The following is a 19518-nucleotide window of genomic DNA, read 5'->3' as shown; positions in this document are numbered from 1 at the left end:
TCACTCAGGTGTCGTCCCGGTGGAGGCCGGGCCGACGGGGTGATAGACCGTGTCGACGCGCTGCCGCAGAATGCTGCGGATGTCTTCGTCGGTTCGAACATTGGCGGTGAACATGTCCCTGGTCTGCAGCGCGCGCAGCGCCGGCGTCTCCATCGCAGACCCGTTGGCTCGCAATGACGGTGTTTGACGATCTACGACATGAGCCGCATCAACTTCTCCAGTCGCGCGATCTTGCCGCCGTAGGGCGGATAGAGATCGGCGAGACGGTTGAACTTGGAGCGATAGAACACCGGCTTCAGCTTGCTGAACGTCCTAAAGCCCCATTCGCCGTGATAGACGCCGCTGCCGGAGGCGCCGACGCCGCCCATCGGCTGGTTGATTTGCGTGAAGTGAAACAGGCAGTCGTTGATCGTGACGCCGCCCGAGACGGTGCGCGCCAGCACCTCATCGCGCGCGCTGCGTTCCTTGCCGAACCAATACAGCGCTAGCGGCCGGTCGCGGGCGTTGACGAAGGCGATCGCCTCCGCCGCATCGCGAGTGCCGAGCACCGGCAGCACGGGCCCAAAGATCTCCTCCTGCATCACCGCCATCGCCTCGGTCGCACCAAGGATCAGCGTCGGCGGGAATTTGCGATGCGCCTTCCAGTTGGGATCATCCGGCTTTGCCGGTTGCAGGATTTTCGCGCCACGCTGCGCCGCATCCGCGACCAGGCCTTCGAGCCGGGCATAATGCCGGTCGGAAACGATGGAGGTGTAGTCCTCATTTGAGGGATCGGTGCCGAACATGCGCCGCATCTGCGCGCGCACTTTCTCGGCGAAGGCCTGCAACGAGCGCTCCGGCACCAGCACATAATCCGGCGCGATGCAGGTCTGCCCGGCATTGAGCAGCTTGCCGTAGGCGATGCGCTCGGCTGCCTCGTCGAGATCGGCCGAGGCGTCGATGATCGCAGGCGACTTGCCGCCGAGCTCGAGCGTAACGGGCGTCAGGTTGCGCCCCGCGGCCTCCGCGACCAGCCGACCGACCCGCGCCGAGCCGGTAAACATGAGATGGTCGAATGGCAGGCTCGCAAAGCCCGTGGCGATCTCGTCCTCGACGCCGGTGACCAGCACCTCCGCGGCATCGAACTTCTCCCCGACCGCCTCTTTCAGCAGCGCCGCGAAGTGCGGGACCAGCTCGCTCGGCTTGATGATGACCCGGTTGCCGGCGGCAATGGCGCCGATCGCGGGCGCGAGCGTGAGCTGGAGCGCGTAATTCCAGGGCGCGATGATGCCGACGACGCCGAGCGGCTGTGGCATCAGCCGGTTGCGTGCGGGCAGGAATTGCAGCGCGGTGGCGACGCGCTGCGGCGTCATCCAGGTCTTGAGGTGCTTTGTCGCATGCCGGATCTCGGAGAACACCAGCATGATCTCGGCGATGGTGGTCTCGACCGCCGAGCGGTGGCCGAAATCGGCCGTGATCGCCTGCCGGAAGCGCTCTTCATTGTCGGCGACGACGCTGCGCAGCCGCGCCAGCCGGTCGAGCCGCTCGGCAAGGTCCGGCGCCGGCTCGCTCCGCGACCGCACGATCATGGCGTGCAAGGCCTCCTCCAGCGTCCGCAGCGGGGCGGTCGTCAGGGATTTGTCCACGGCTTTCCTCCCCTCGACCGGCGTTCCAGCCTTAATCTTGTTGCCGCAAGCTGGCCCTTTGTGGAACTTCTGGCAAGAGCGCGCGGAACGGAGCCGAAATCCGTCCATCTCCCTGTCATAAAGTCGAAAAAAACGTTCCCGCAGCCCTTTCCAAAGGCACCTCGCCTTGATACATACGCCCCGCACCCGACGGGCACTGCCCCCGGGTTGCCTTCCAAGGAAGCCTTTGGGACGGAAGAAGCAAGCTGCGCGAACAGCGCCGGCCTCAACCGACCGTCCCGGCATTTTGGCGAAGGCGCGCAAGTGTTTAACGCGGGGTGGAGCAGCCCGGTAGCTCGTCAGGCTCATAACCTGAAGGTCATAGGTTCAAATCCTATCCCCGCAACCAAGACAAGCCTCTGATTATACGAGGTTTTCAGAAAGCCGTCCTTCGGGGCGGCTTTTTTGTTTTGAGGCCGTGTCGCCACCGTGTCGCCACCGAAAAGGAACCTCTAAGCATTCACGCCCCCGTCATCCCGGTTTGCATGGTACCTGTGGGCACACGATGAAATTGCAGAACATTGAGAGGGCAACTGCCTACCGCGTGTACCATCGCTGCTAACCGAATCGGTTGGGGCTATGATGGAAGAACGCGTCGCTCAATCAGTTCCGCTGGCCAGCGCGCCGGAAGTGCGCGATGTCGTCTTCCTGAGCAAAGCAACACCCGGAGACGATGAGTTTGCGCTTTGGCTCGCACCGAAGCTTGAGGCGGCGGGTTACAAGGTTTTCACAGATATTCGCACCCTCGAACCCGGTGACCGTTGGCGAAACGTCATCACCTCAACCCTGCAAAATCAGGCGTGCAAGATGCTACTCTGCTGTAGCAACGAGACACTTGCTGCTGCGGGCGTGCAGGAAGAGATTGAGATTGGCTTGGACCTTGCCAAAGAGCTTAAGGATCCGCGATTTGTGATCCCACTGCGGATAAGGCCCTATAAAAAGCTCTTTGGTATCGCAGGTCTCCAATATATCGACTTTGTTCGTGGGTGGGCGGAAGGCTTAGAGAAGCTGCTGGAAACCCTGAAACGGCAGAAAGTCCCCGTCAGGACTCAAGCCGCTATTATTCAGCCGAGCTGGGAGCTTTATCGCCGCCGCGGAGGTGTGGCGCTCAAGGAAGAGCCGGAGCGGCTAACTTCCAATTGGCTGAGAATTTCGGAAGCTCCGGACACCATAAACTATTTCGAAGCAAGCGGTGTGATTGACCGCGATGCTCTTGCAAAGATTGCACCTAAGAGCCCTTACCCGGTTGCGCTCATGCAGGGCGGGTTCGTTACCTTCCAATCTGCCGATGAGGTAGCCGCGATCTTCGGTGATGTGGGCCGCTTTGTCCTAGTTCATTCGGTGCCGCTAATGGCGTTCGTGGAATCTGGATACGAACCTGCAAACATAAAGCGACAGGACGCATCGAATGTAGCGCATTCCATGTTTAGGCAGGCGTGGAATTCTTACTGCCAAAAGCGAGGACTTCTCGAATACCACTACTCGAACGCGGTCGGCTTCCATGTCGGAAAAGGTCAAACGCCAATCGGTAAGAAGATCGCTTGGGGAACGCAAGGTGAGCGCCGTTCTTCAATGCTTCGAAACGTTGCTAAGGGGCATGTCTGGCAGTATGGCGTTTCGGTTCTTCCGTCTTTTTGGCCTTTTCCGCATCTCAAACTAAAATCGCGGGTATTGTTCGCGCCGATACTGGATGGTGAGGCCGACGATCCGCTTCAAGACCCAAAAAAGCAGCACCGGTTGCGGCGGACAGTCTGCAAAGGCTGGCGAAATAGACAATGGCAAGGACGGCTTCTTGCCTTTTTGGAGCTTTTGTCCGGCGATAGGTCGGTCATGCTGCTCGAACTGGGAAAAGCCGCTACCGTCCGCGTCGAAGCAGCTCCGCAACTGTTCTCCTCACCCGTGAGCACTGTCCTTCCCTCAGTTTTACAAGACGAGGATGAGGAAATCGATCCGTCAACCCTCGGGCGTCCCGAACCGGAGGAAGAAACGTGACAAGCTTTCCGGAGCGTTCGCTGCAGGTAGTCCATTTCAACGAGCCTCTACTTGAGTTTAATTTCAAGCAAACGACGCCGCACCCGAAGGACGGACTATTCCTGTACGGCCCTCACGAAAAATCGAAAAAAACGAAGGAAGTCCGCGTTGGCGTGATTGGTACGATATCGGGAATAAAATACTTCCGCGCATGGGCGGCGTGCCTGAAAAAAGGGATACCCGTCCCTCCGCCGGGAAAGACGGAAAAGCAGGATAGGTTGCATCTTGCTAATTTCCCTGGCCTTGAGGAAGCCTTCGGGATCTCGTTGAACGATGCTGAATTTGTAACGTGCGTATTGGACGCGAAAGCAATCGACGCCGCGACACGAATTGTAAATTTGCACGAAGCGGTAAAGAAGGTTGTTAAGCTCTACGCTGACAAAACTCGCAAACACCGAGAGAACGATGAGCGTTCAGTCGATTTGTGGATCTTGGTTGTACCGGAAATCATTTTCGAGCGATGCAAGCCAAACTCACGTCGCACCGGGCTTCCCATGGTGCTTGGCAGTTTTGAGAAGAGAAAGAGGACACGATCTGATCTTCCTTTGTTGAAGGAAGTGCTAACCGAGGAGGACCTTTTTGACGATGCGCCGGATTTTCACCGACAGGTCAAGGCGGAGTATCTAACTCTTTCCCCGACGCAAATATTGCGAGAGACCACGTTGGTGCCTGAGGAATTCAAGAATAGGGCAGGCTATCCTCTTCGCAGGACACAGGATGTCGCCACAGTCGCTTGGAATCTAGCGACCGGCCTTTACTACAAGACGCAACCCAAGCCGCCGTGGAAGCTGTCAGGCATCCGAAAAGGCGTTTGCTATATTGGGCTTGTTTACAAGACGCTTCCCGGCGATGTGTCGGATCACGCCTGCTGTGCAGCTCAGATGTTTTTGAGCGAAGGTGATGGAGTTGTTTTTCGGGGTGCTAACGGACCTTGGAAAAAGGGGGACTACGATTACCATCTGAGTGCAGAGGCAGCGAAGGACTTGATCAAGAAGGTCTTGACTACATACGAAGAGATTCATGGATGTGCGCCACAGGAACTCTTCATACACGGGCAGACTTTTTACAATGATGAAGAATGGACAGCCTTTGAAGCAGCGACACCCGCGACCACCAACGTGGTTGGCGTGCGCATCAAGACGACCTCGGGAGAGACCAAGCTTTTTCGTGACGGTGACTATCCAGTCTTGCGTGGCACGGCGATGCTGCTCGACGAAAAAAACGCCTACCTTTGGACGAATGGCTACGTCCCGCAGCTCGACACTTATATCGGGCCTGAGACGCCGAATCCGCTCTTCATCACTGCTCTTAAAAGTAAGAAGGCAATGCCGGAACTATCGACTATCCTGAGTGACATAATGGGATTGACGAAGATCAACTATAACTCCTGCAACTATAACGATGGTCTACCCGTAACGGTTCGTTTCGCCAGCATGGTCGGAGAAGTGCTGACAATGGGCTCTGCTAAGGGCGCGGATCGCCAGCCATTCAAGTTCTATGTGTAGCCATGCACTTGCGTAAGAAGTTCCCTCCTCCTTTACGAGAGCTAGTCATTCCAATCGCCTCCGGGCCGTAACAGCGCTGCCATGTTCATGAGCTTGGCCGCTGCAGTGAAAAGCCGGGCGTCCGAGCGGACGCCCGGCTCCCCTACAGCCGTTACCGATTAAACGAGTAGGTGTTTGAACCCTGGTCGGTCTCGGCCGTGGCCCGAACAATTTGACATGAGCTTACTAGACTAAGCTGGTCCCCAATCCTCATGACTGAGGGAAATAGCGGGGAGTTATCGACGAAAGAGAGTCGAGAGACGCTGCAATCAGGCCGATCATTGATAGTGATGCGGAGGAGCTTGACCGGCTTGCTGCCTACGTTTGTCATTTCCAAGACCTTGCCGTCGTGCGCGGCGTCGAAAAGGTCTCTTCGAACCAACTCCAAATCCACAGGATTGTAGCTGCCGAAGATTCTTACGACCAAAAATCCTGCCGCGAGGATTCCGAGTAGAATCTTTAGCCAGCGCCACTTTCTTTTTGGCTTTGAAGCTGACGGTATCGGTGGAGGTACAGACACTTGTTCGCTCATAGATAATCTCCAGGGGGGCATTCTTTTGGGGTGATGGGAAGATGCTGATCTGAGGGAATGAGATACGAGGAAGCCGTTATCGCGGCAAATACTCGTCTGCCCTCATGATCGTGATCACTCGCTCGGTAACGGCCGGATCGGCAGCGTCGGGCGAGTGATAGGTCAACGACTTGTCGTAGTAGTCGATCTTGAACATCACGGCAGTCCCGTCGAAATCAAAGACGCCAAAGTCATGCTCGCTGTGAGGATGGGTGGCGCTACAAAAGCCATCAAAGATCGCTATGGTTTTGACCAAACGTTCGACAGCTTCCGATCCAAGTTCAGCGATCCCTGCCGTGATGACGGCTGCGCCACCGACAAGGTGCTTCCGAAGATCATCATTGAGCGTGCGTATGCGATCCGTGTCCGTAGACATGGTTTGTCTCCTGTGAATGTTGGGATTGGATTTGGAGTGACCGCCCCGGTGGCATAGGCCAGGGCGTCTAGAAGGTATGGCTCGGACCAAGGTCCGAGCCGATGTTGCGTTTTTTAGGCTGGGCCGGGGTTGACCAATGCGACCGTGTTGATGTGCCGAATAAACTTTGGCAGCTTGGGTGCGTCGCGATACCGCAAGGTCAGAATCTCTTCCTCGCGCTTTATAACGACCGCCTCCCACCAGCCATCGTCAGGCGACTCATGGGCCAGCACCATGTGGCCGACGGTGATTTCCTCCCAACTGCGCGGCAAGCCCGATGTTACCGGCGAGATGCACCTCACGTGGTCCGTCGCAGCATCCGTTTCGCCTTTTGCCTGAGGGTTCTCGGACGTAAGACCCGCAACGTGGGCTCTTTCGGCGGCAGGCTCTCCGTCTGCAAGCGGACCCGCCGCTTCCAGTATCTTGTCGTAGAGTTCGCGCCTGATATTCGGGACGAACAGCCTTACGACCTTGCCGCCGCCGTAAACTCGTCCTACCGGCAGCTTCATACCCAACGCTGACACGGCTTCCGGTTGGTCGATCAAGACGCGGCACTTCAGGTCCATGGCCGCCGACACGATGCTGTCCTTTAGCTCGGCGAACCGAGCGCCGCGCGGTTTGCCGTTGGCGTCGAGTCCCAGGACGTAGACCGGATCAACCTTTGCCGGTGTGGTCTTCCCAGTTTTCTTACCCATCTGCTGCTCCCAGAAATGCGAAAGGGAGCCGACAGGCTCCCTCAATCCGCGATTGAATGGTGATTTTAGTCCCAGAAGGTCGGGGTGAATTCAAGTATTCCCCGAAGTATTTCCAAGTCTAAAACCAGCAAAGTCGTGAATCGACCTTGCCTATACAGTATACGCTAATAAATGGTCGAGAACAAGCATCTGAAAGTGTAGTAAATATCTGAAATTACGTCGATTTTATCGGTTTTCGACCGCAGATTCGAAAGAGGTAGCAGTAGCTGATTTGGCACGCCTCGCGGTCGTCAATTCGATTGCCATTGCACAGGTCTAGGCCGTCCGCGGCGCAATATCGCCAGATGGCGTGCTGGACAAAGCGCGGAAAAACCTTTGGAAAGATCGGATTGAAGGAGCGGGCGTCAATCCGTTCTGCGGCACGCCGGATGATCTCGGCGCAGCCGCCTTTGGCGTAGCAGGCCGGGCCGTACCGATGGGGAATGCCGCAGTTCTCCAGAATGCCGGTACGGTGCAAGAAATTGTGGACCAGCGTATCAATGACGAGCATGGCCTTTCCGGTCTCGAACCAAATGGGCCTGTGGTTGCGCGCCCCTATCATCAGCCAGGACAGCGCATTCGTCAGGACCTTGTCGGCCACTCCGAAAACTTCTCGGAGGGGGCCGATCAGGGCTTCCTGTCTGGCAGCCTCCAAATCGGCGTCAGATGACCCTGTGGTGGCTTCCAATTGGCTATCGATCCAGCCAATGAGATCGCCCCCAGCGATGTCCCGGATGAATAGGAAGAATGAGGCCGCAGTCTGACTCAACCTCCCATTGCGGAGTCTTGGACGGGGTACAGGGCAAGCCTCGATATGATCGGGCTCGGCGCAAGTAAAGCTGCCCTTGTCATACCGGCAGCCCTCGTAATCCCAATAGCTTTGGAGCTTGGGGCAGGAGGGGCAAGCTTGGAGGCTCGCCTCCAGTTTGGCCCAGGACGCGCTCCCATGCTTCTCCATGTAGCTCCGAGCAACCCGGTCGGAAATACCCTGAAAGCTGAACGCCGTTAGGAGCCAATCAAAAATGGGGCGCGTATCGCCCGACGCGACAGCTTGATCCAGGCCCGCGTGACGAATCTCGTCGTCTATCTCATCGAGTAGCGATAGTGATCCGGCGAACGTGCAGACGGCGCGGATCAAAGCGTCGGCCTGCGCGCGTGGTTCAATATTGTCGGTACACGGAGCAGTCACCTTTGCCGCCATCTTGCGGGGCGGTTGTAGACTACGCGAACGCGGTCCTAGATCAGGGATACCAACCTCCGCTGGGCGTCACTGTCGCCGTCGATGTACCCCTGCGTGGTCTGGATCGAGCGATGTCCAGCAAGCAACTGAACATCGCGCAAGGATCCACCCGCCTTATGCACGAGTCGAGCCGCCCGAGTGATAAATGTCCTCCGACCTGAATGTGAGGAGCAGCCATCAAGGTTGAGCGCGCGGTATGCGCGGCTAAACCAGATAACGATGCTGCGCGCTTTCATCTTGCTTCCCCGCTCCGAAAGCACGACAGGCCGTGAAGGCTCGGATGTCCCTTGAAGCTCGCAGAGCGCCTCTCGAAGATCGGCATGGATAGGGATGATCCGGCCGTGCCCCTTCTTTGCAGCGCAGTTTCTCAACTCCAACGCCGTGCTAATGCCGCCGTTTGGATCGAGAACCATCTCCCACGTGAGATTCGCAATTTCAGCGGCTCGAAGGCCAGCTTTAACAGATAGCAAGACGATAACGCGGTCTCTAAGCGGATACCGAGTCGTTTCGGCAAAGAGTAGGAGGTTGTCGATCTGGTCGGCGGCTAAAATTTTCGCCTGCTTGCCCGGCATTGCGTCAATCGAGTTTACAATTCAATGATTCTAGCCTTTGCTATTGATAATGCAACCATGAATTAAAGCGCTTTGATCGGGGGAAAAGGACCTATGAGAACTTCATTCTTTAGCCTTGCTGCTTGCTATTTCTTGGTCACTGCTGCGCAGGCGCAAACGTTTGAACAGACCGCCGCTTTTATCGTTCTAGGTGGAGATGTCGATCTATCAAGAATGAAATTGAATCTTGATGGATCAGTTTCAACGCCGCAATATACGTCTGGTTTGAATTTGACCCCTTCGCAAACATGGACTTCGATTTCCGGCGAAGAAGGCTGTGTAGTGCAGGGATTTGGGCCCAACTTGCAGACAAACCAGCAAATCGCTGTACAAGTTCACTTCAATCATATCGTCGGTTGGAAATCTGGAGAAAGCGACGCTCAACGAAGCGTTGTTTGGGCAGTAGGCGAAGACCCCGTTTTTTGCACACAGAATCTGCCAAACGGCAGTTCTGCTCCAGCCGCGGTGATTCACACCAATTGCGCCAACGAATTCGATATTGCGGGTAATAATCTAAACATGGATAGAGTCGGCAAGGCGATTGATTATTTGTTCTCGAAGTATTGCCATCAAGCCGCGCGCAAGAATGCGTTTTGAGATTGGCTTGGCGCTCCTTCGCTGCCGGGGCCGATCAGTTAGTTGTTCACTGTGAACACAATATTGAAAAGTTATCGAGTCAGCCTGTCGAGAGTTATGAGTCACCATTGGCAACGTCCGTAGTGGTGATCGAAGCTCTCTCGGTACGCCAAGCGCAGACTACCTTGTCTAAATGCCGCCATTGAGTCGCCGCTAACTGCAGCGTACCTTGCTGCTGTAATGGAAATGACGAGCGCACCGCTGAACGCTGATCGTCAGGGAGACAACTTTGGACACAATGGCGCCTGTCCCGCCAGCAGAAGATTGTGCCTACCTTCTCCCGGTCTTCTCCCGGGAAGCCACCGATTCATGTGCTCAGCACCACAAGCTCATCATCCAATCCATAGCGAACAACTTTGAAATGGCGGCTAGGTCCCAGAAGGCTTTCCCCCTGCATGGCTGGGAGACAAAATGGAAAGAGCCCGGGATTGTTTAACAGCATACTGAGAGGAGCTTTTCCTTCCGGCATGGCGAGCAACGTGGCATACACCAGCAGCGCAATCACATTGCGGTCACTAACGATTTCAGGCTCAGCCTTCTCGTAAGAGCCGGCAACAGCCGCATCTCTCAGGACTCCCCAGTCAACAAAGGAACGAACTACAAAACGCGCGTAACGGCTGACTGTCTGCCGGTCACCGTATTGTTCTTTGAGGCGATTCACAATTTGTGCCTGGGTAACCCGGGATTGTAGGTTTAGCAGACGCCCGGTCTGCCGCGCTGTGTTAAACCAAAAGGGATAGGCGGCTGAAATCATTGCCCATTGAATCGTAAGTTCTTGATCGGGATGCTTCTGCAGGGCCTGGAGCGCCATATCTCGAAAAACAACCAACTCGGCAGCGGGTGATGGCCACATCGCCATCAGATTGTTCACGAGAAATGTTCTCGTCCACGCGCTGCGCTCACCGGGCTGTATATTTCTACCTTCTGCGGCGAGAGCGGTATGAAGCTCATGCCGAACTTCCTTCGCGTTCATTCCGGCAAGCACGAAATTCGCTGTCTTCCGCATCCATTCATACGGAATGACCTGCTTTACGCCGATAGAATCATGACGCTTGCTCATCGCACTTCCCGCCGCTCGAAACGGATCAGGGGTACGATGACTTCCTCGATTGCAACACCACCATGACCGACGAGGGTCTCGCCCGGCGTAACGAAAGCGCCTTCGCCCTGCGCCACGAGCGGGAAGGTTTCGGCCGGTAGGCCGATTGGGTTCCATTTGCGGGCGAACGGGAAGGCTGCTGCCGTCTGGTCGCGCAATTCCGGCGTCGGATAAATTCGCACCCGCTCGCCGCGGATCTCCGCGATCACGCCTTCACCTGGCCGCCCCATGCCGCGGCACTCAATATTGCCGTGATCGGCCGTCAGCCAAACGTCGAAGCCCTTGTCGAGCAGTGCGCCGATCAGGGAACCGAGAAACCCACTCTCGCACCACTGGGCGATCTGGTTATGCATGCCCGCGCTGCCTAGTTGCATACCGTGCATGATCCGATCGACCTTATCGACAACAAGACCGGCGATCCGCGTTTTGGGAGAGATCAGCGCGGCGTCGAGCGTTTCTGAAACGTCGCCGCTAGAGGGCATGTCGCCCAAAGCCCGCTGATAAGCGATTTCCAGCTTGGAGAAACCGGCGTCTTCCCACAGCTTGCGCCAGAGATTGCCTTCGGCATTGGTCGAATAGATCGAAGTCGGGAAATAGAGAGGTGGCCTCCCGGCGAAAATAGTTTGCCGCGAGATGGAAGTCAGCGTCGGGATCCAGGCAAAGATCGCGCTCTCGTGAATGAGAAGGGACTGATCGCGTTCCTCAAAGGCGTGGCGAACCGTGATCCACTGATCGAGCGCCAGCCCGTCCACGACCACGAGCGCCGCGCGAGCTTGCTTTGATTTCTCCAGCTCACGCGCGATATGTCGGGCAACATGATGCACCATTGCCGGGTTGCTAGGCGGCACATTGACCAGGCTTGCATAGTGTCCGTCCAGCCAGCGAGCGAAGGCTTCATTGATCTGGGAACCCTTCCGCAGAAGCCTACCCTTCGCGTCACTGCGGTTTGCCGAATGCACCAGCGCGCTCAATTCCGCCCATCTCTGCGCAAAGGCGACCCAGTCTGTGTACCGGCTGCCTTCGCTTGGTTGTTCCGCATCAATCAGCTCAAACAGGCGATCGGTCCGCACGGCGCTGCTGCTGCCGACATCCTTGATGATTCCGCTCAGCATCCAGCTCTGGGGCGGGGGCGCACCTGCCGGCAGATGCACCGGCTTCAGTTTTCCCTCAACGAAGAGATTGTCGATGTAGACGCGGATATCGTGATGGCCGAAGGGGAGGTGATCGGGACCGGAATATGTACGGCCATATTCCGCCCCTTCTTCGTGGAGGCCGGAACTATCGTGGCCACGCAGAAAGCCTGGCCAACGCTCCTGAAGGAAAGCGTAGAAGGTGGCGTCGTCCGGAACGATTGCCTCAAGCGGCCAGTCGCGGAACGCGCCCTGCACCTTGAGAACCTGGACGAGCCTTTCGCTCAGCACAGGCGGCAGGCGCATGCTCCGGTAATGCAGCCGTAGCAGCGCCCGCAGCAAGTCGGTGTCCGTGGCAATCAACTCTGCGGCGATGCCGAAAACGTGGCGCAGGATGAAATCTTTGGTGGCGTTGTCCCCCATTCGGTCGGGTGCCGCTCTGGTTTGGGCGTCGAAGACCTCGTCCAGAAGACCACGATCAAGCGATTGCAGTACCCGATAGCTGAGATGGGGGAATAAGCTTCCCAAGTCGAAAGCCAACCTTCGACCAGCGCGCAACAGGTCGTAAGGAAGCGAATCAACGGAGGAACCTGGCAGGCGCAAGACGACCACAAGATCAGTGTGCTCTCCGCGATCCCAGACCGACCGATACTGTGATTCATAGGCGTAACGGAACTCGACCGAATCTGTGAATTCGACCAGATCGAAACCCTTTTGCCGCAATTCGACCGCGAGCCGCTCTTCCGTCAGAAGCGCGTCCGGATCAGCCACGATCGTGAGCCGGCTGACGTGCGGTACGAAATGCGCCAGGATGGCGTCGCGCCAGTTCGTCATGACGATCTCGCCCTAATGACTCGCATCAGGAGGATCGGCCGAATCTCGGGCACAATTTGCCGTGCGTCCGCCACTTCCCGTCGCCACTCAGCGTCTTCGGCATCACACCGTTTCATACGGTGCTGGCGCACTTCGGCGAGTCCGACCCGCTCGATAGCCCGGCGTCGGGCCGTCATGGCCGTGGTGCCGCGCTCTACCTCCCGGTCGATCGCGTCGAGGTGTTCCTGGCGCAAGGCGGAGAATGCGTGCTCGCCCGCTTGCTTTGCAGCATCCACAAGGCGGGCATGAAAAGCCTCGCTCGCCAGCGGCTCCAAGCTGTCTTCAATCTTGATTTCTGCCGTCTGGATCGCATCCCAGATATGGCGCGCCGTTGGCAGGAAGACCCTGTCTTGCTCATCAACAAACACACCGAGATAGCGCCGCCGGGCGAGAGGCACCCGGATGAGCCGTCCTCCCGATACAAGACCGCTCTGAACTCGAATCTCGAATAGGCCGAAGGCTCCTTCGATGCCGGGTGGAAGACCGTTGATCGCTACAACCGGAATGGGCTCTCCCGCCACGATCATTGGCAGGTTGAGCGCCAACCTGCGAGTTCGGCTGTTTTCCAGCGTTATCAATTCTGCATCAGGAGTGCTCTCAGCGTCCCGCGCGCTGAATACGCACTTGGCAAAACGCTCGCCATCGGGCCAGGTCAGATCCCAGGTCAAGCGCTTGTGCTCCGCCTTGCCTCCATGACCGCTGAGATAGCTGACGGTCATCCGCTCAAGCCATGTTGGCAGCGGATGCAAGCGAAGCTGTTCAGCCGACCGAGTGTCTGGCTCCGCGGATGCGCCGAGCGGAGACGACTCGCGCGCCTTACGGATTTCGTCCCGAATCTGTGTCGTCGCGTGTTCGGCGGTGCGCTCGATGCTTTCAGGATCGAGAATCGCTGCCGCAAACGCCTCCTCGAACAGCTCGCCAGCTTGCGCCGAATCCAGAACATCGCCGGTCTTGTCGATGCCGAACTCTTCGAAAATGACGGCAAGCTTCTGTTCCAGCACTTCGCGAACGCGGAATTCCACCGAGTCTTCGATTGCAAAGTTGATGGCGCGTACCGTTCGGGTCTGGCCGATACGATCCACCCGCCCGATCCGTTGCTCCAGCCGCATCGGATTCCAGGGCATGTCGTAATTGATGATGACGTGGCAGAATTGCAGATTGAGACCTTCGCCACCGGCGTCCGTGGAGATGAGTACCCGCGCATCGAGCCGGAAATCGTCCTGAACCCGCTTGCGGGCATCCATGTCCATCGAGCCGTTGAGAGTCGCAACTCGGATGCCACGCGCTTCCAGAAACTCCTTCAGCATCTCCTGAGTGGGGACGAACTCGGTAAAAATTAGCACCTTGAGATCGGGCTCGTTCTCCTCCGCCTGAAGCCGGTAGATCAAGTCGATGAGCGCTTCCGTCTTCGCGTCCGGACCAGCCTGTTCGCACGCGCGAGCGGCCTCCAACAGCGTTTCGACATGGCCGCGCTCGTTCTTCAACGCCGATACATGGGACAGAAGCTCATCAAGCAACTCCTGCGCGTCCATGTCGTAAATCTCTTGCGTTTCAGCGTCCCTGCCGTTGGTCCCGTCGAACCGCAAGCTCAACTGCCGATCGCGCAGCTCGCTACCCTTGAGAACGGCCTGCCGGCGCTCCAGTGTGGTGAGGATGGCGCGCGTGCTGGAGGTGACCAGACGCTGCATGAGGATCATCAGAAAACCGATGTGCCGCTTCTTCTCGCGCACGGCGTGGTTATAGCCGTCCCGCACATAGTCACTGACCGCCTCATAGAGACGCTGTTGTGGATAGTGCCGAGCTTCCCAGGCAATCGGAGCCATTTGCGTGCGCCGCGGCTTGAAGAGCGGCTTGCCTTCCGCGTCGATAGCCTTGCGCTTTTCCGTTCGGATCACGAAGGGCGCAACGCGCTCCCGCGTTACGCTCCCCGCTTCCGGGAATGCATCATCGTCAAGCAAGTTCAGCAGACGGTGGAAGGAATCGCTCTTGCCCTGATGTGGTGTCGCTGAAAGGAGCAGAATATAGGGCGCAGCCTCGGCGAGGCCGCGGCCTAGCTTGTAGCGGGCGACCGTGTCCGTGCTGCCGCCCAGGCGATGGGCTTCGTCCACCACGACGAGGTCCCAGCCTGCTGTGATGAGATCCTCAAAACGGCTGCGGTTGAATTCGGTGATCCTGGCCTGCGACCAGCCGCGGCGTCGGTCGAGTGGTTTCACCGAATCCAGCGAGACGATGACCTGATCGAACATCGCCCACGGTGAGGCAGCCAAACCAGTCCCGGAAGTGAGACGCTGCATGGCGCCGATGTCCTCGCCGAGGACAAGCTGGAAGCGCTCATCGAAATGGCTTTGCATCTCCGCTACCCACTGGGTGGCAAGCCCCTTGGGCGCGACGACCAAAGTCCGCCGGACGAGACCGCGCAGCTTCAACTCGCGCATGATCAGGCCGGCCTCGATTGTCTTGCCGAGCCCTACCTCATCCGCCAGGAGATAGCGGATGCGATCACCGGAAATCGCGCGGGAGAGCGCGTAGAGCTGATGGGGCAACGGAATGACGTTGGATTCCATCGGCGCCATCAATACCGGGCCATTGATGTCGCCCGTTCCGCCATCCAGCACCTCGGCCACCTTGGCGGCCGCCGCGACATACGCGATACGGTGCCCCTCGATATCAGGCCGTAGATCGGCTCCCAACGGCCGCAGAGCGGATCGCGACACCCGGACAACAGCATCTTGGTTCGGCAACCAAACGCGGCACACCGTCTGCCCCCACAAGGTCTGTTCCTCGATGACCTTGCAAGCGCAGTTATGGACTGTGCTGAAAAGCCATTGCTTCACCACAGCCGTCACTCTGGTATCGAAAAGTCATTGTGGTGAACGACGGACGCAAGCTCGATGACGCCATTCGCGCATTCCCAGTAGTGTAGATGAAACTCGTAATCGATATCCCTTCTCTGCGCCTTGTCGGTACCTCGCATCCGCTGAGGATCAGCACCACCCATACCCGTTCTCAAAGCATGAATCGCCGCCATATTCTGGTTCAGCATGGTCTCGACGATAGCCTGCAATATCCTGGGCGCGAGCCCACCCCCTTGATCGCGGCAACACTCTTGGCACGTTTCGAGAAAGCGGCTCCCGATGGTCGGGGTTCTCGTGTCTGACCAGTCTGGCTCCTGGCTCTTCGCGAGAGCCTCTTTGAACAGAGCCACTTTGATCGCCAGCTCGACTCCCGGAGTATCGCGCGCCTCCTTCAGGATAGCGCTTTCATCGAGACACTTAACGAGCCCCTTGAAGTCGTCGCACACCAGGACATCGCCTTCGAAATAATCCGGCGGTGATGGGAGTGCCGGCAGATCGTCACGCTCATGCTCGATCTCGTGAATCTGCGCGCGCACCTTGACGAGTGAGTGCGGCACCGAGCGGAGAATAAGCGAATGTCCCGCTAATGGTTGCCGGCAATGTTTGCGAAGGATCGCGATCAATAAGACGCAACGCGCTAAATCCGATTGTAGGCCATTATGTGTTGTCAGCTTTATTATGTCGGGATTGGTATCGAGCGAATCTGCCAAAACATCCTTCACTCGATAATATGTCTCGAACGACGGAGTTAACGCGAGCAATCTGTCGGTCATCTTGGCGACCGTATTGACGTCATATTCAACTATGCCATGATCATGGAAAAGAGCTTTGAGCTGGTCGCGTAGCGGATACAATTGATCTTCAACGAGCGCTTCTGCCGCCCCTTCGCTGATATGAATCGCTACCCACGGCTCATCGAGCAGCTTGCTCCAATCCAACAATGTGCCCACATAATCGTGAAGCTGATCTGCGGAAGAGATTGGGGACGGAACGGCGATGACGCCAGCGTCAATGGTTACGTCGAGCATGTCAGGCGTCGCCCTTGTCCCTTGTGCGTTTCCTCTTTAGCGCCGCTGCTCTAAGTATCTCCTCTGCCTGTCGCTGAGACTGATCAAAGAAGCCGTCGGGCCAATCGACAATGGCCCCATATTGATTGATCTTGACCTCCCGGAAAGTCGAATTCGGCCCAAGCTTCTCAACGAAATATATCTTCGCGTTGTCGGTGAGCGGCTCCTTTTCTGCGGAAGCAATTCGGAACCGAAGGCGATCGATGAGATACTCGCTGTGCGTTTCGACGATGCATTGCTTGTTGCACAATGCCATGGAGAGGAAAAAATCACCGAGCAACGTTTGCACCTTCGGATGCAGATGAAGTTCCGGCTGCTCGAACACGAGCGTCGAATCCGCCTCAGCAAGTAGGCACATGACCAGAATCGGGAGGACCTGGCTGACACCGACGCCGACGTGCGTCAGATCGTGCTTCCCCTCGGAGTTGGCCAGCGCCACCTTGAGTTCGTGCCCAAGCTTGCCCATGTCCTTGCTCTCGACCGAGCTTGCGATCCCAAGGTACTGGAGCCAATCAACAACTGCCGCCTCCAACGTTCGGGTAACCGTCCGTCGTTCGATCGATGGCGATTTGAAGTTCGACGACGGGATGTATCGAATCCGCCGACTCTTGTGCTGCTCCAATACGGAAGCCGTATTCTCGCCGCGCAATCCTATGTCATAGGGATCGGCGGATGGCGCCAATGGATAGAGAGGCTTGGGCGCATCTCGTAGTGGGCCGAGATATTTCACAGATGAGGCGAAAAACTCGTCAATATACCGCGACGAATCCAGTATCTGTCGTGGTCCGAATGGCAGTATGACCGTTGCCACCTCCGACGAAGCGGCGGATTTTCTTAGTACGTCTTCAATCCTCTCTAACAGGTTGTCCACGTCCTGAAGCGCCTGTTGCGCCTTGAGTCGTTGTTCCCTTGACAGCGAGCGCAAGACCTCCTGCCAACGGCTCAGCGGAATTGCTGCGCCGTCAGACTCGAAGAGTGATGTCTGCTGGAGTTGAGCGGCGAATGCCTCATTGAGGTCAATGCCTTCTTCTCTGAGGATGTCTTTCAGAATTTCGAGAACGTTGCCGCTGAGCACCAGATCCCGCGCTCGCCAAGGCCGCGCTGCCAAAGCGGTGGGGCGGAGCAAGCGGCTGTTCTGTAGCGCCGCCGTGATTGCGCGGGCATCTTCCTGGATGGGATCGACGGTGTGCAGGATTCTTGCGGGAAGGAAATGCCGCAGAACGCACCCGACCGGCTGAGCCGAGTGCGCTTCCTCCCTGACCTCGGACATGGACAATTCGTCCAGAGTGACGTCGTATGCCAAACCCGCCCGGAGGTAATCGTCTACATCGGAACCATCATCGAGAAGCCCAAACTTGCGCGGGGATGTTTCCGATCCAGCATGCCGGACAAAGATTGAGTACTTCTGATCGACGTTGTCTTCATCGCGCAGGATGCAGTCCAGACCGCTGGAGAAGAGCCGCGGCTGGATTTGATAGATATCCCGATCCGGGCTCGAAGGATCGGCGTCGAAAGCTATTTCGAACGAGACTTCGCGCACGCCCATTGCTCTGCGGCCGTAGTACAATCGCCTTCGCGATGGCAGAGACGAGCCGCCCCAGAGCGGAACGCCCTCCCCATCAGAAAGGGGGTGGCAGGTGCCCTTGATGACGATCTGATCCGAGTCATTTCCGATCGATTTCAGGTCGTCGAACTGCCCGAGGCTCGTGAATGCTCCGTTGAGAACCACGGAACGGGAGCCGACCTTATTCGACAGCGTCTGCGCGACGAGCAAGACTGACTGAATAAAGGTGCTCTTGCCGCTGCTATTTGCTCCCGCAAAGATTGTCAGCGGCGCCAACGGCAGGTCGTTGCCGTCCCGAATGGACTTGAAATTGGAGACACGCCAACTGGTGATCATGCATCACCCCCGATGCGCGTCTTCGCCGTGTCGTACCACATGAGCAGTTTCGGATCCTCTTCGAGGACGCTGGAGGGGATCTTGTCCGCCACCACCACGATGGTAGCGTAGTCGCGGTCAGCCCATGCCTTCTTGAAGCCGGCGCGGACGGCTTCTAGGCGGAAGACCTTGAGCTTCTTTTTTTCCTCCTTGTAGGCTTCGAACTCCTTGAGCAGGGCTCTTTCTCTTAGCTTCTCAAGATCGCCAGCTTTGCTTGGATCGGGCAGATACCAGCGGTCTCGTGCCTTGGCGCACAAGCTGGCGTCCTCCTTGGACAAATTGCGCAGATCCTTCCAATTGGACGACAGGTAGGCATGGATTTGCTCTGGGACCGGCCCATTACCGTCATAGCAAAGAAAATTTTGATTCAGTAAGAGTTCAAGGCTCAGCAGCTCGCGTTCATTCGGCTTAAGATGGCTGAGCATCGGCATGAATGCGGGTTGAATGTCGCTGTAGACCTGCGGCGCCTTTCTTAGGCGTGCGCGTAGCCATATGATGGCCGATTGCTCATCATCGACAACGCTGGTGTCTAGATGCTCGCCAGAATTCCCGTATTGCATCTTCGCACGGTCATATTCGACGGCCTGTTCCGGCAAGAAAAACATGCCATCCCGCTCGACAAATCGCTGCGCCAGTCCAGCCTGGAACTCCTGGCTGGAGACTGGGACAGGATAATCTTGCCGGATGTAGTAAGACACCACTGCATCAAAGAGGATGCGGGCATCCCGTTCAGGGATAAATCTCAGCTCTTTGCCGTGTATTTTCGTGTGCGGCAGATATTTCAGGTGAGTACGGACAAAGTCCCAAACACCTTCCTCGGTCTGGGCCTCCTTGAGGAATCGCTGTTCAAACCCTCCGTTCGGCTTATAAGCAGAAATTACAAGATCCTGCTTGACCGCGGTTGGCGTTGTGACTGCTTTGAAACTACCCTGTTTCTTGTCAAGAGCAGATACGTTGGCCACGATGAATCCGGCTTCAGCCAAGGCAACTTGGATGCTGTTCCATACTGCGGCGCTCGTATTCGAAAATTCGACCGTAAGCCAGCGGCCAGGCTTGAGCAGTCGGTAAGCTTCTTCAAAACACCGGGCCACACGTCCGGCGCATTGTCG

General features: G+C 57.1%; 15 protein-coding genes and 1 tRNA gene. 4 read left to right on the top strand and 12 right to left on the bottom strand.

Annotation, left to right across the window (positions count from 1 at the left end; genetic code table 11):
• On the bottom strand, positions 1 to 153 hold the full coding sequence (locus EAV90_RS39300) for a hypothetical protein (protein ID WP_164936771.1): 153 nt from the start codon (positions 151 to 153) through the stop codon (positions 1 to 3).
• A gap of 38 nt (positions 154 to 191) precedes the next feature.
• Complete coding sequence (locus tag EAV90_RS04700; protein WP_129142822.1) at positions 192 to 1568, bottom strand: coniferyl aldehyde dehydrogenase; 1377 nt, start codon at positions 1566 to 1568, stop codon at positions 192 to 194.
• Positions 1569 to 1936: 368 nt separating this feature from the next.
• On the opposite strand from EAV90_RS04700, the gene EAV90_RS04695 reads away from it, so the two are divergent.
• The 3 genes from EAV90_RS04695 to EAV90_RS04685 all read left to right on the top strand — a co-directional run bounded on the left by EAV90_RS04695 (position 1937) and on the right by EAV90_RS04685 (position 5200).
• Positions 1937 to 2013: transfer RNA gene (locus EAV90_RS04695), tRNA-Met, on the top strand.
• 230 nt (positions 2014 to 2243) lie between these two features.
• The gene (locus tag EAV90_RS04690; protein WP_129142735.1) at positions 2244 to 3656 is read left to right on the top strand and encodes a toll/interleukin-1 receptor domain-containing protein; all 1413 of its coding nucleotides are present in this window, start codon (positions 2244 to 2246) and stop codon (positions 3654 to 3656) included.
• The gene (locus EAV90_RS04685) at positions 3653 to 5200 is read left to right on the top strand and encodes an argonaute/piwi family protein (protein ID WP_129142734.1); all 1548 of its coding nucleotides are present in this window, start codon (positions 3653 to 3655) and stop codon (positions 5198 to 5200) included. The genes EAV90_RS04690 and EAV90_RS04685 overlap by 4 nt, the downstream gene beginning before the upstream one ends.
• Positions 5201 to 5847: 647 nt before the next feature.
• On the opposite strand, the gene EAV90_RS04680 is transcribed toward EAV90_RS04685, so the two are convergent.
• From EAV90_RS04680 to EAV90_RS04665, 4 genes are all read right to left on the bottom strand, one after another.
• Positions 5848 to 6186: a DUF3768 domain-containing protein gene (locus tag EAV90_RS04680; protein ID WP_129142733.1), complete on the bottom strand. Its 339-nt coding sequence runs from the start codon at positions 6184 to 6186 to the stop codon at positions 5848 to 5850.
• Between the two features lie 113 nt (positions 6187 to 6299).
• Positions 6300 to 6920, bottom strand: coding sequence for a tudor domain-containing protein (locus tag EAV90_RS04675; protein WP_129142732.1), 621 nt, complete (start codon positions 6918 to 6920; stop codon positions 6300 to 6302).
• A 214-nt stretch (positions 6921 to 7134) separates the two neighbouring features.
• On the bottom strand, positions 7135 to 8160 hold the full coding sequence (locus EAV90_RS40045) for a hypothetical protein (RefSeq protein ID WP_129142731.1): 1026 nt from the start codon (positions 8158 to 8160) through the stop codon (positions 7135 to 7137).
• A gap of 35 nt (positions 8161 to 8195) precedes the next feature.
• A complete protein-coding gene (locus EAV90_RS04665; RefSeq protein ID WP_129142730.1) occupies positions 8196 to 8771 on the bottom strand; it encodes a tyrosine-type recombinase/integrase in 576 nt (191 codons plus the stop codon).
• A gap of 93 nt (positions 8772 to 8864) precedes the next feature.
• Here EAV90_RS04665 and EAV90_RS04660 point away from each other — a divergent pair, with 93 nt between their 5' ends.
• Positions 8865 to 9407, top strand: a complete 543-nt coding sequence (locus tag EAV90_RS04660; protein ID WP_129142729.1) for a hypothetical protein — start codon at positions 8865 to 8867, stop codon at positions 9405 to 9407.
• A 346-nt stretch (positions 9408 to 9753) separates the two neighbouring features.
• On the opposite strand, the gene EAV90_RS04655 is transcribed toward EAV90_RS04660, so the two are convergent.
• From EAV90_RS04655 to EAV90_RS04630, 6 genes are read right to left on the bottom strand one after another with little or no spacing between them, the layout of a single operon-like run.
• A complete protein-coding gene (locus EAV90_RS04655) occupies positions 9754 to 10506 on the bottom strand; it encodes a hypothetical protein (RefSeq protein WP_129142728.1) in 753 nt (250 codons plus the stop codon).
• Entirely contained in the window at positions 10503 to 12509 is a 2007-nt protein-coding gene (gene pglZ, locus EAV90_RS04650; protein ID WP_129142727.1) for a BREX-3 system phosphatase PglZ, read from the bottom strand. The genes EAV90_RS04655 and pglZ overlap by 4 nt, the downstream gene beginning before the upstream one ends.
• On the bottom strand, positions 12506 to 15394 hold the full coding sequence (locus tag EAV90_RS04645; RefSeq protein WP_208738469.1) for a DEAD/DEAH box helicase: 2889 nt from the start codon (positions 15392 to 15394) through the stop codon (positions 12506 to 12508). Before EAV90_RS04645 ends, pglZ begins: the two co-directional genes overlap by 4 nt.
• Complete coding sequence (locus EAV90_RS04640) at positions 15391 to 16431, bottom strand: hypothetical protein (protein WP_129142726.1); 1041 nt, start codon at positions 16429 to 16431, stop codon at positions 15391 to 15393. The genes EAV90_RS04645 and EAV90_RS04640 overlap by 4 nt, the downstream gene beginning before the upstream one ends.
• A gap of 1 nt (position 16432) precedes the next feature.
• Positions 16433 to 18370: an AAA family ATPase gene (locus tag EAV90_RS04635; protein ID WP_129142725.1), complete on the bottom strand. Its 1938-nt coding sequence runs from the start codon at positions 18368 to 18370 to the stop codon at positions 16433 to 16435.
• Positions 18367 to 19500, bottom strand: coding sequence for a hypothetical protein (locus EAV90_RS04630; RefSeq protein ID WP_208738468.1), 1134 nt, complete (start codon positions 19498 to 19500; stop codon positions 18367 to 18369). The genes EAV90_RS04635 and EAV90_RS04630 overlap by 4 nt, the downstream gene beginning before the upstream one ends.
• Positions 19501 to 19518 lie beyond the last annotated feature (18 nt).

This window comes from Bradyrhizobium vignae (assembly GCF_004114425.1).
Classification (GTDB): Bacteria; Pseudomonadota; Alphaproteobacteria; order Rhizobiales; family Xanthobacteraceae; genus Bradyrhizobium; species Bradyrhizobium vignae.
This window is presented reverse-complemented; position numbering and strand designations above follow the sequence as displayed.

Excerpts from the sequence above, each read along its gene's own strand:
- EAV90_RS04655 (WP_129142728.1), bottom strand. The coding sequence starts at position 10,506 with ATGAGCAAGCGTCATGATTCTATCGGCGTAAAGCAGGTCATTCCGTAT.
- EAV90_RS04660 (WP_129142729.1), top strand. The coding sequence starts at position 8,865 with ATGAGAACTTCATTCTTTAGCCTTGCTGCTTGCTATTTCTTGGTCACT.
- EAV90_RS04675 (WP_129142732.1), bottom strand. The coding sequence starts at position 6,920 with ATGGGTAAGAAAACTGGGAAGACCACACCGGCAAAGGTTGATCCGGTC.
- EAV90_RS04635 (WP_129142725.1), bottom strand. The coding sequence starts at position 18,370 with ATGATCACCAGTTGGCGTGTCTCCAATTTCAAGTCCATTCGGGACGGC.
- EAV90_RS04680 (WP_129142733.1), bottom strand. The coding sequence starts at position 6,186 with ATGTCTACGGACACGGATCGCATACGCACGCTCAATGATGATCTTCGG.
- pglZ (WP_129142727.1), bottom strand. The coding sequence starts at position 12,509 with ATGACGAACTGGCGCGACGCCATCCTGGCGCATTTCGTACCGCACGTC.
- EAV90_RS04640 (WP_129142726.1), bottom strand. The coding sequence starts at position 16,431 with ATGCTCGACGTAACCATTGACGCTGGCGTCATCGCCGTTCCGTCCCCA.
- EAV90_RS39300 (WP_164936771.1), bottom strand. The coding sequence starts at position 153 with ATGGAGACGCCGGCGCTGCGCGCGCTGCAGACCAGGGACATGTTCACC.
- EAV90_RS40045 (WP_129142731.1), bottom strand. The coding sequence starts at position 8,160 with ATGGCGGCAAAGGTGACTGCTCCGTGTACCGACAATATTGAACCACGC.
- EAV90_RS04665 (WP_129142730.1), bottom strand. The coding sequence starts at position 8,771 with ATGCCGGGCAAGCAGGCGAAAATTTTAGCCGCCGACCAGATCGACAAC.
- EAV90_RS04690 (WP_129142735.1), top strand. The coding sequence starts at position 2,244 with ATGATGGAAGAACGCGTCGCTCAATCAGTTCCGCTGGCCAGCGCGCCG.
- EAV90_RS04700 (WP_129142822.1), bottom strand. The coding sequence starts at position 1,568 with ATGATCGTGCGGTCGCGGAGCGAGCCGGCGCCGGACCTTGCCGAGCGG.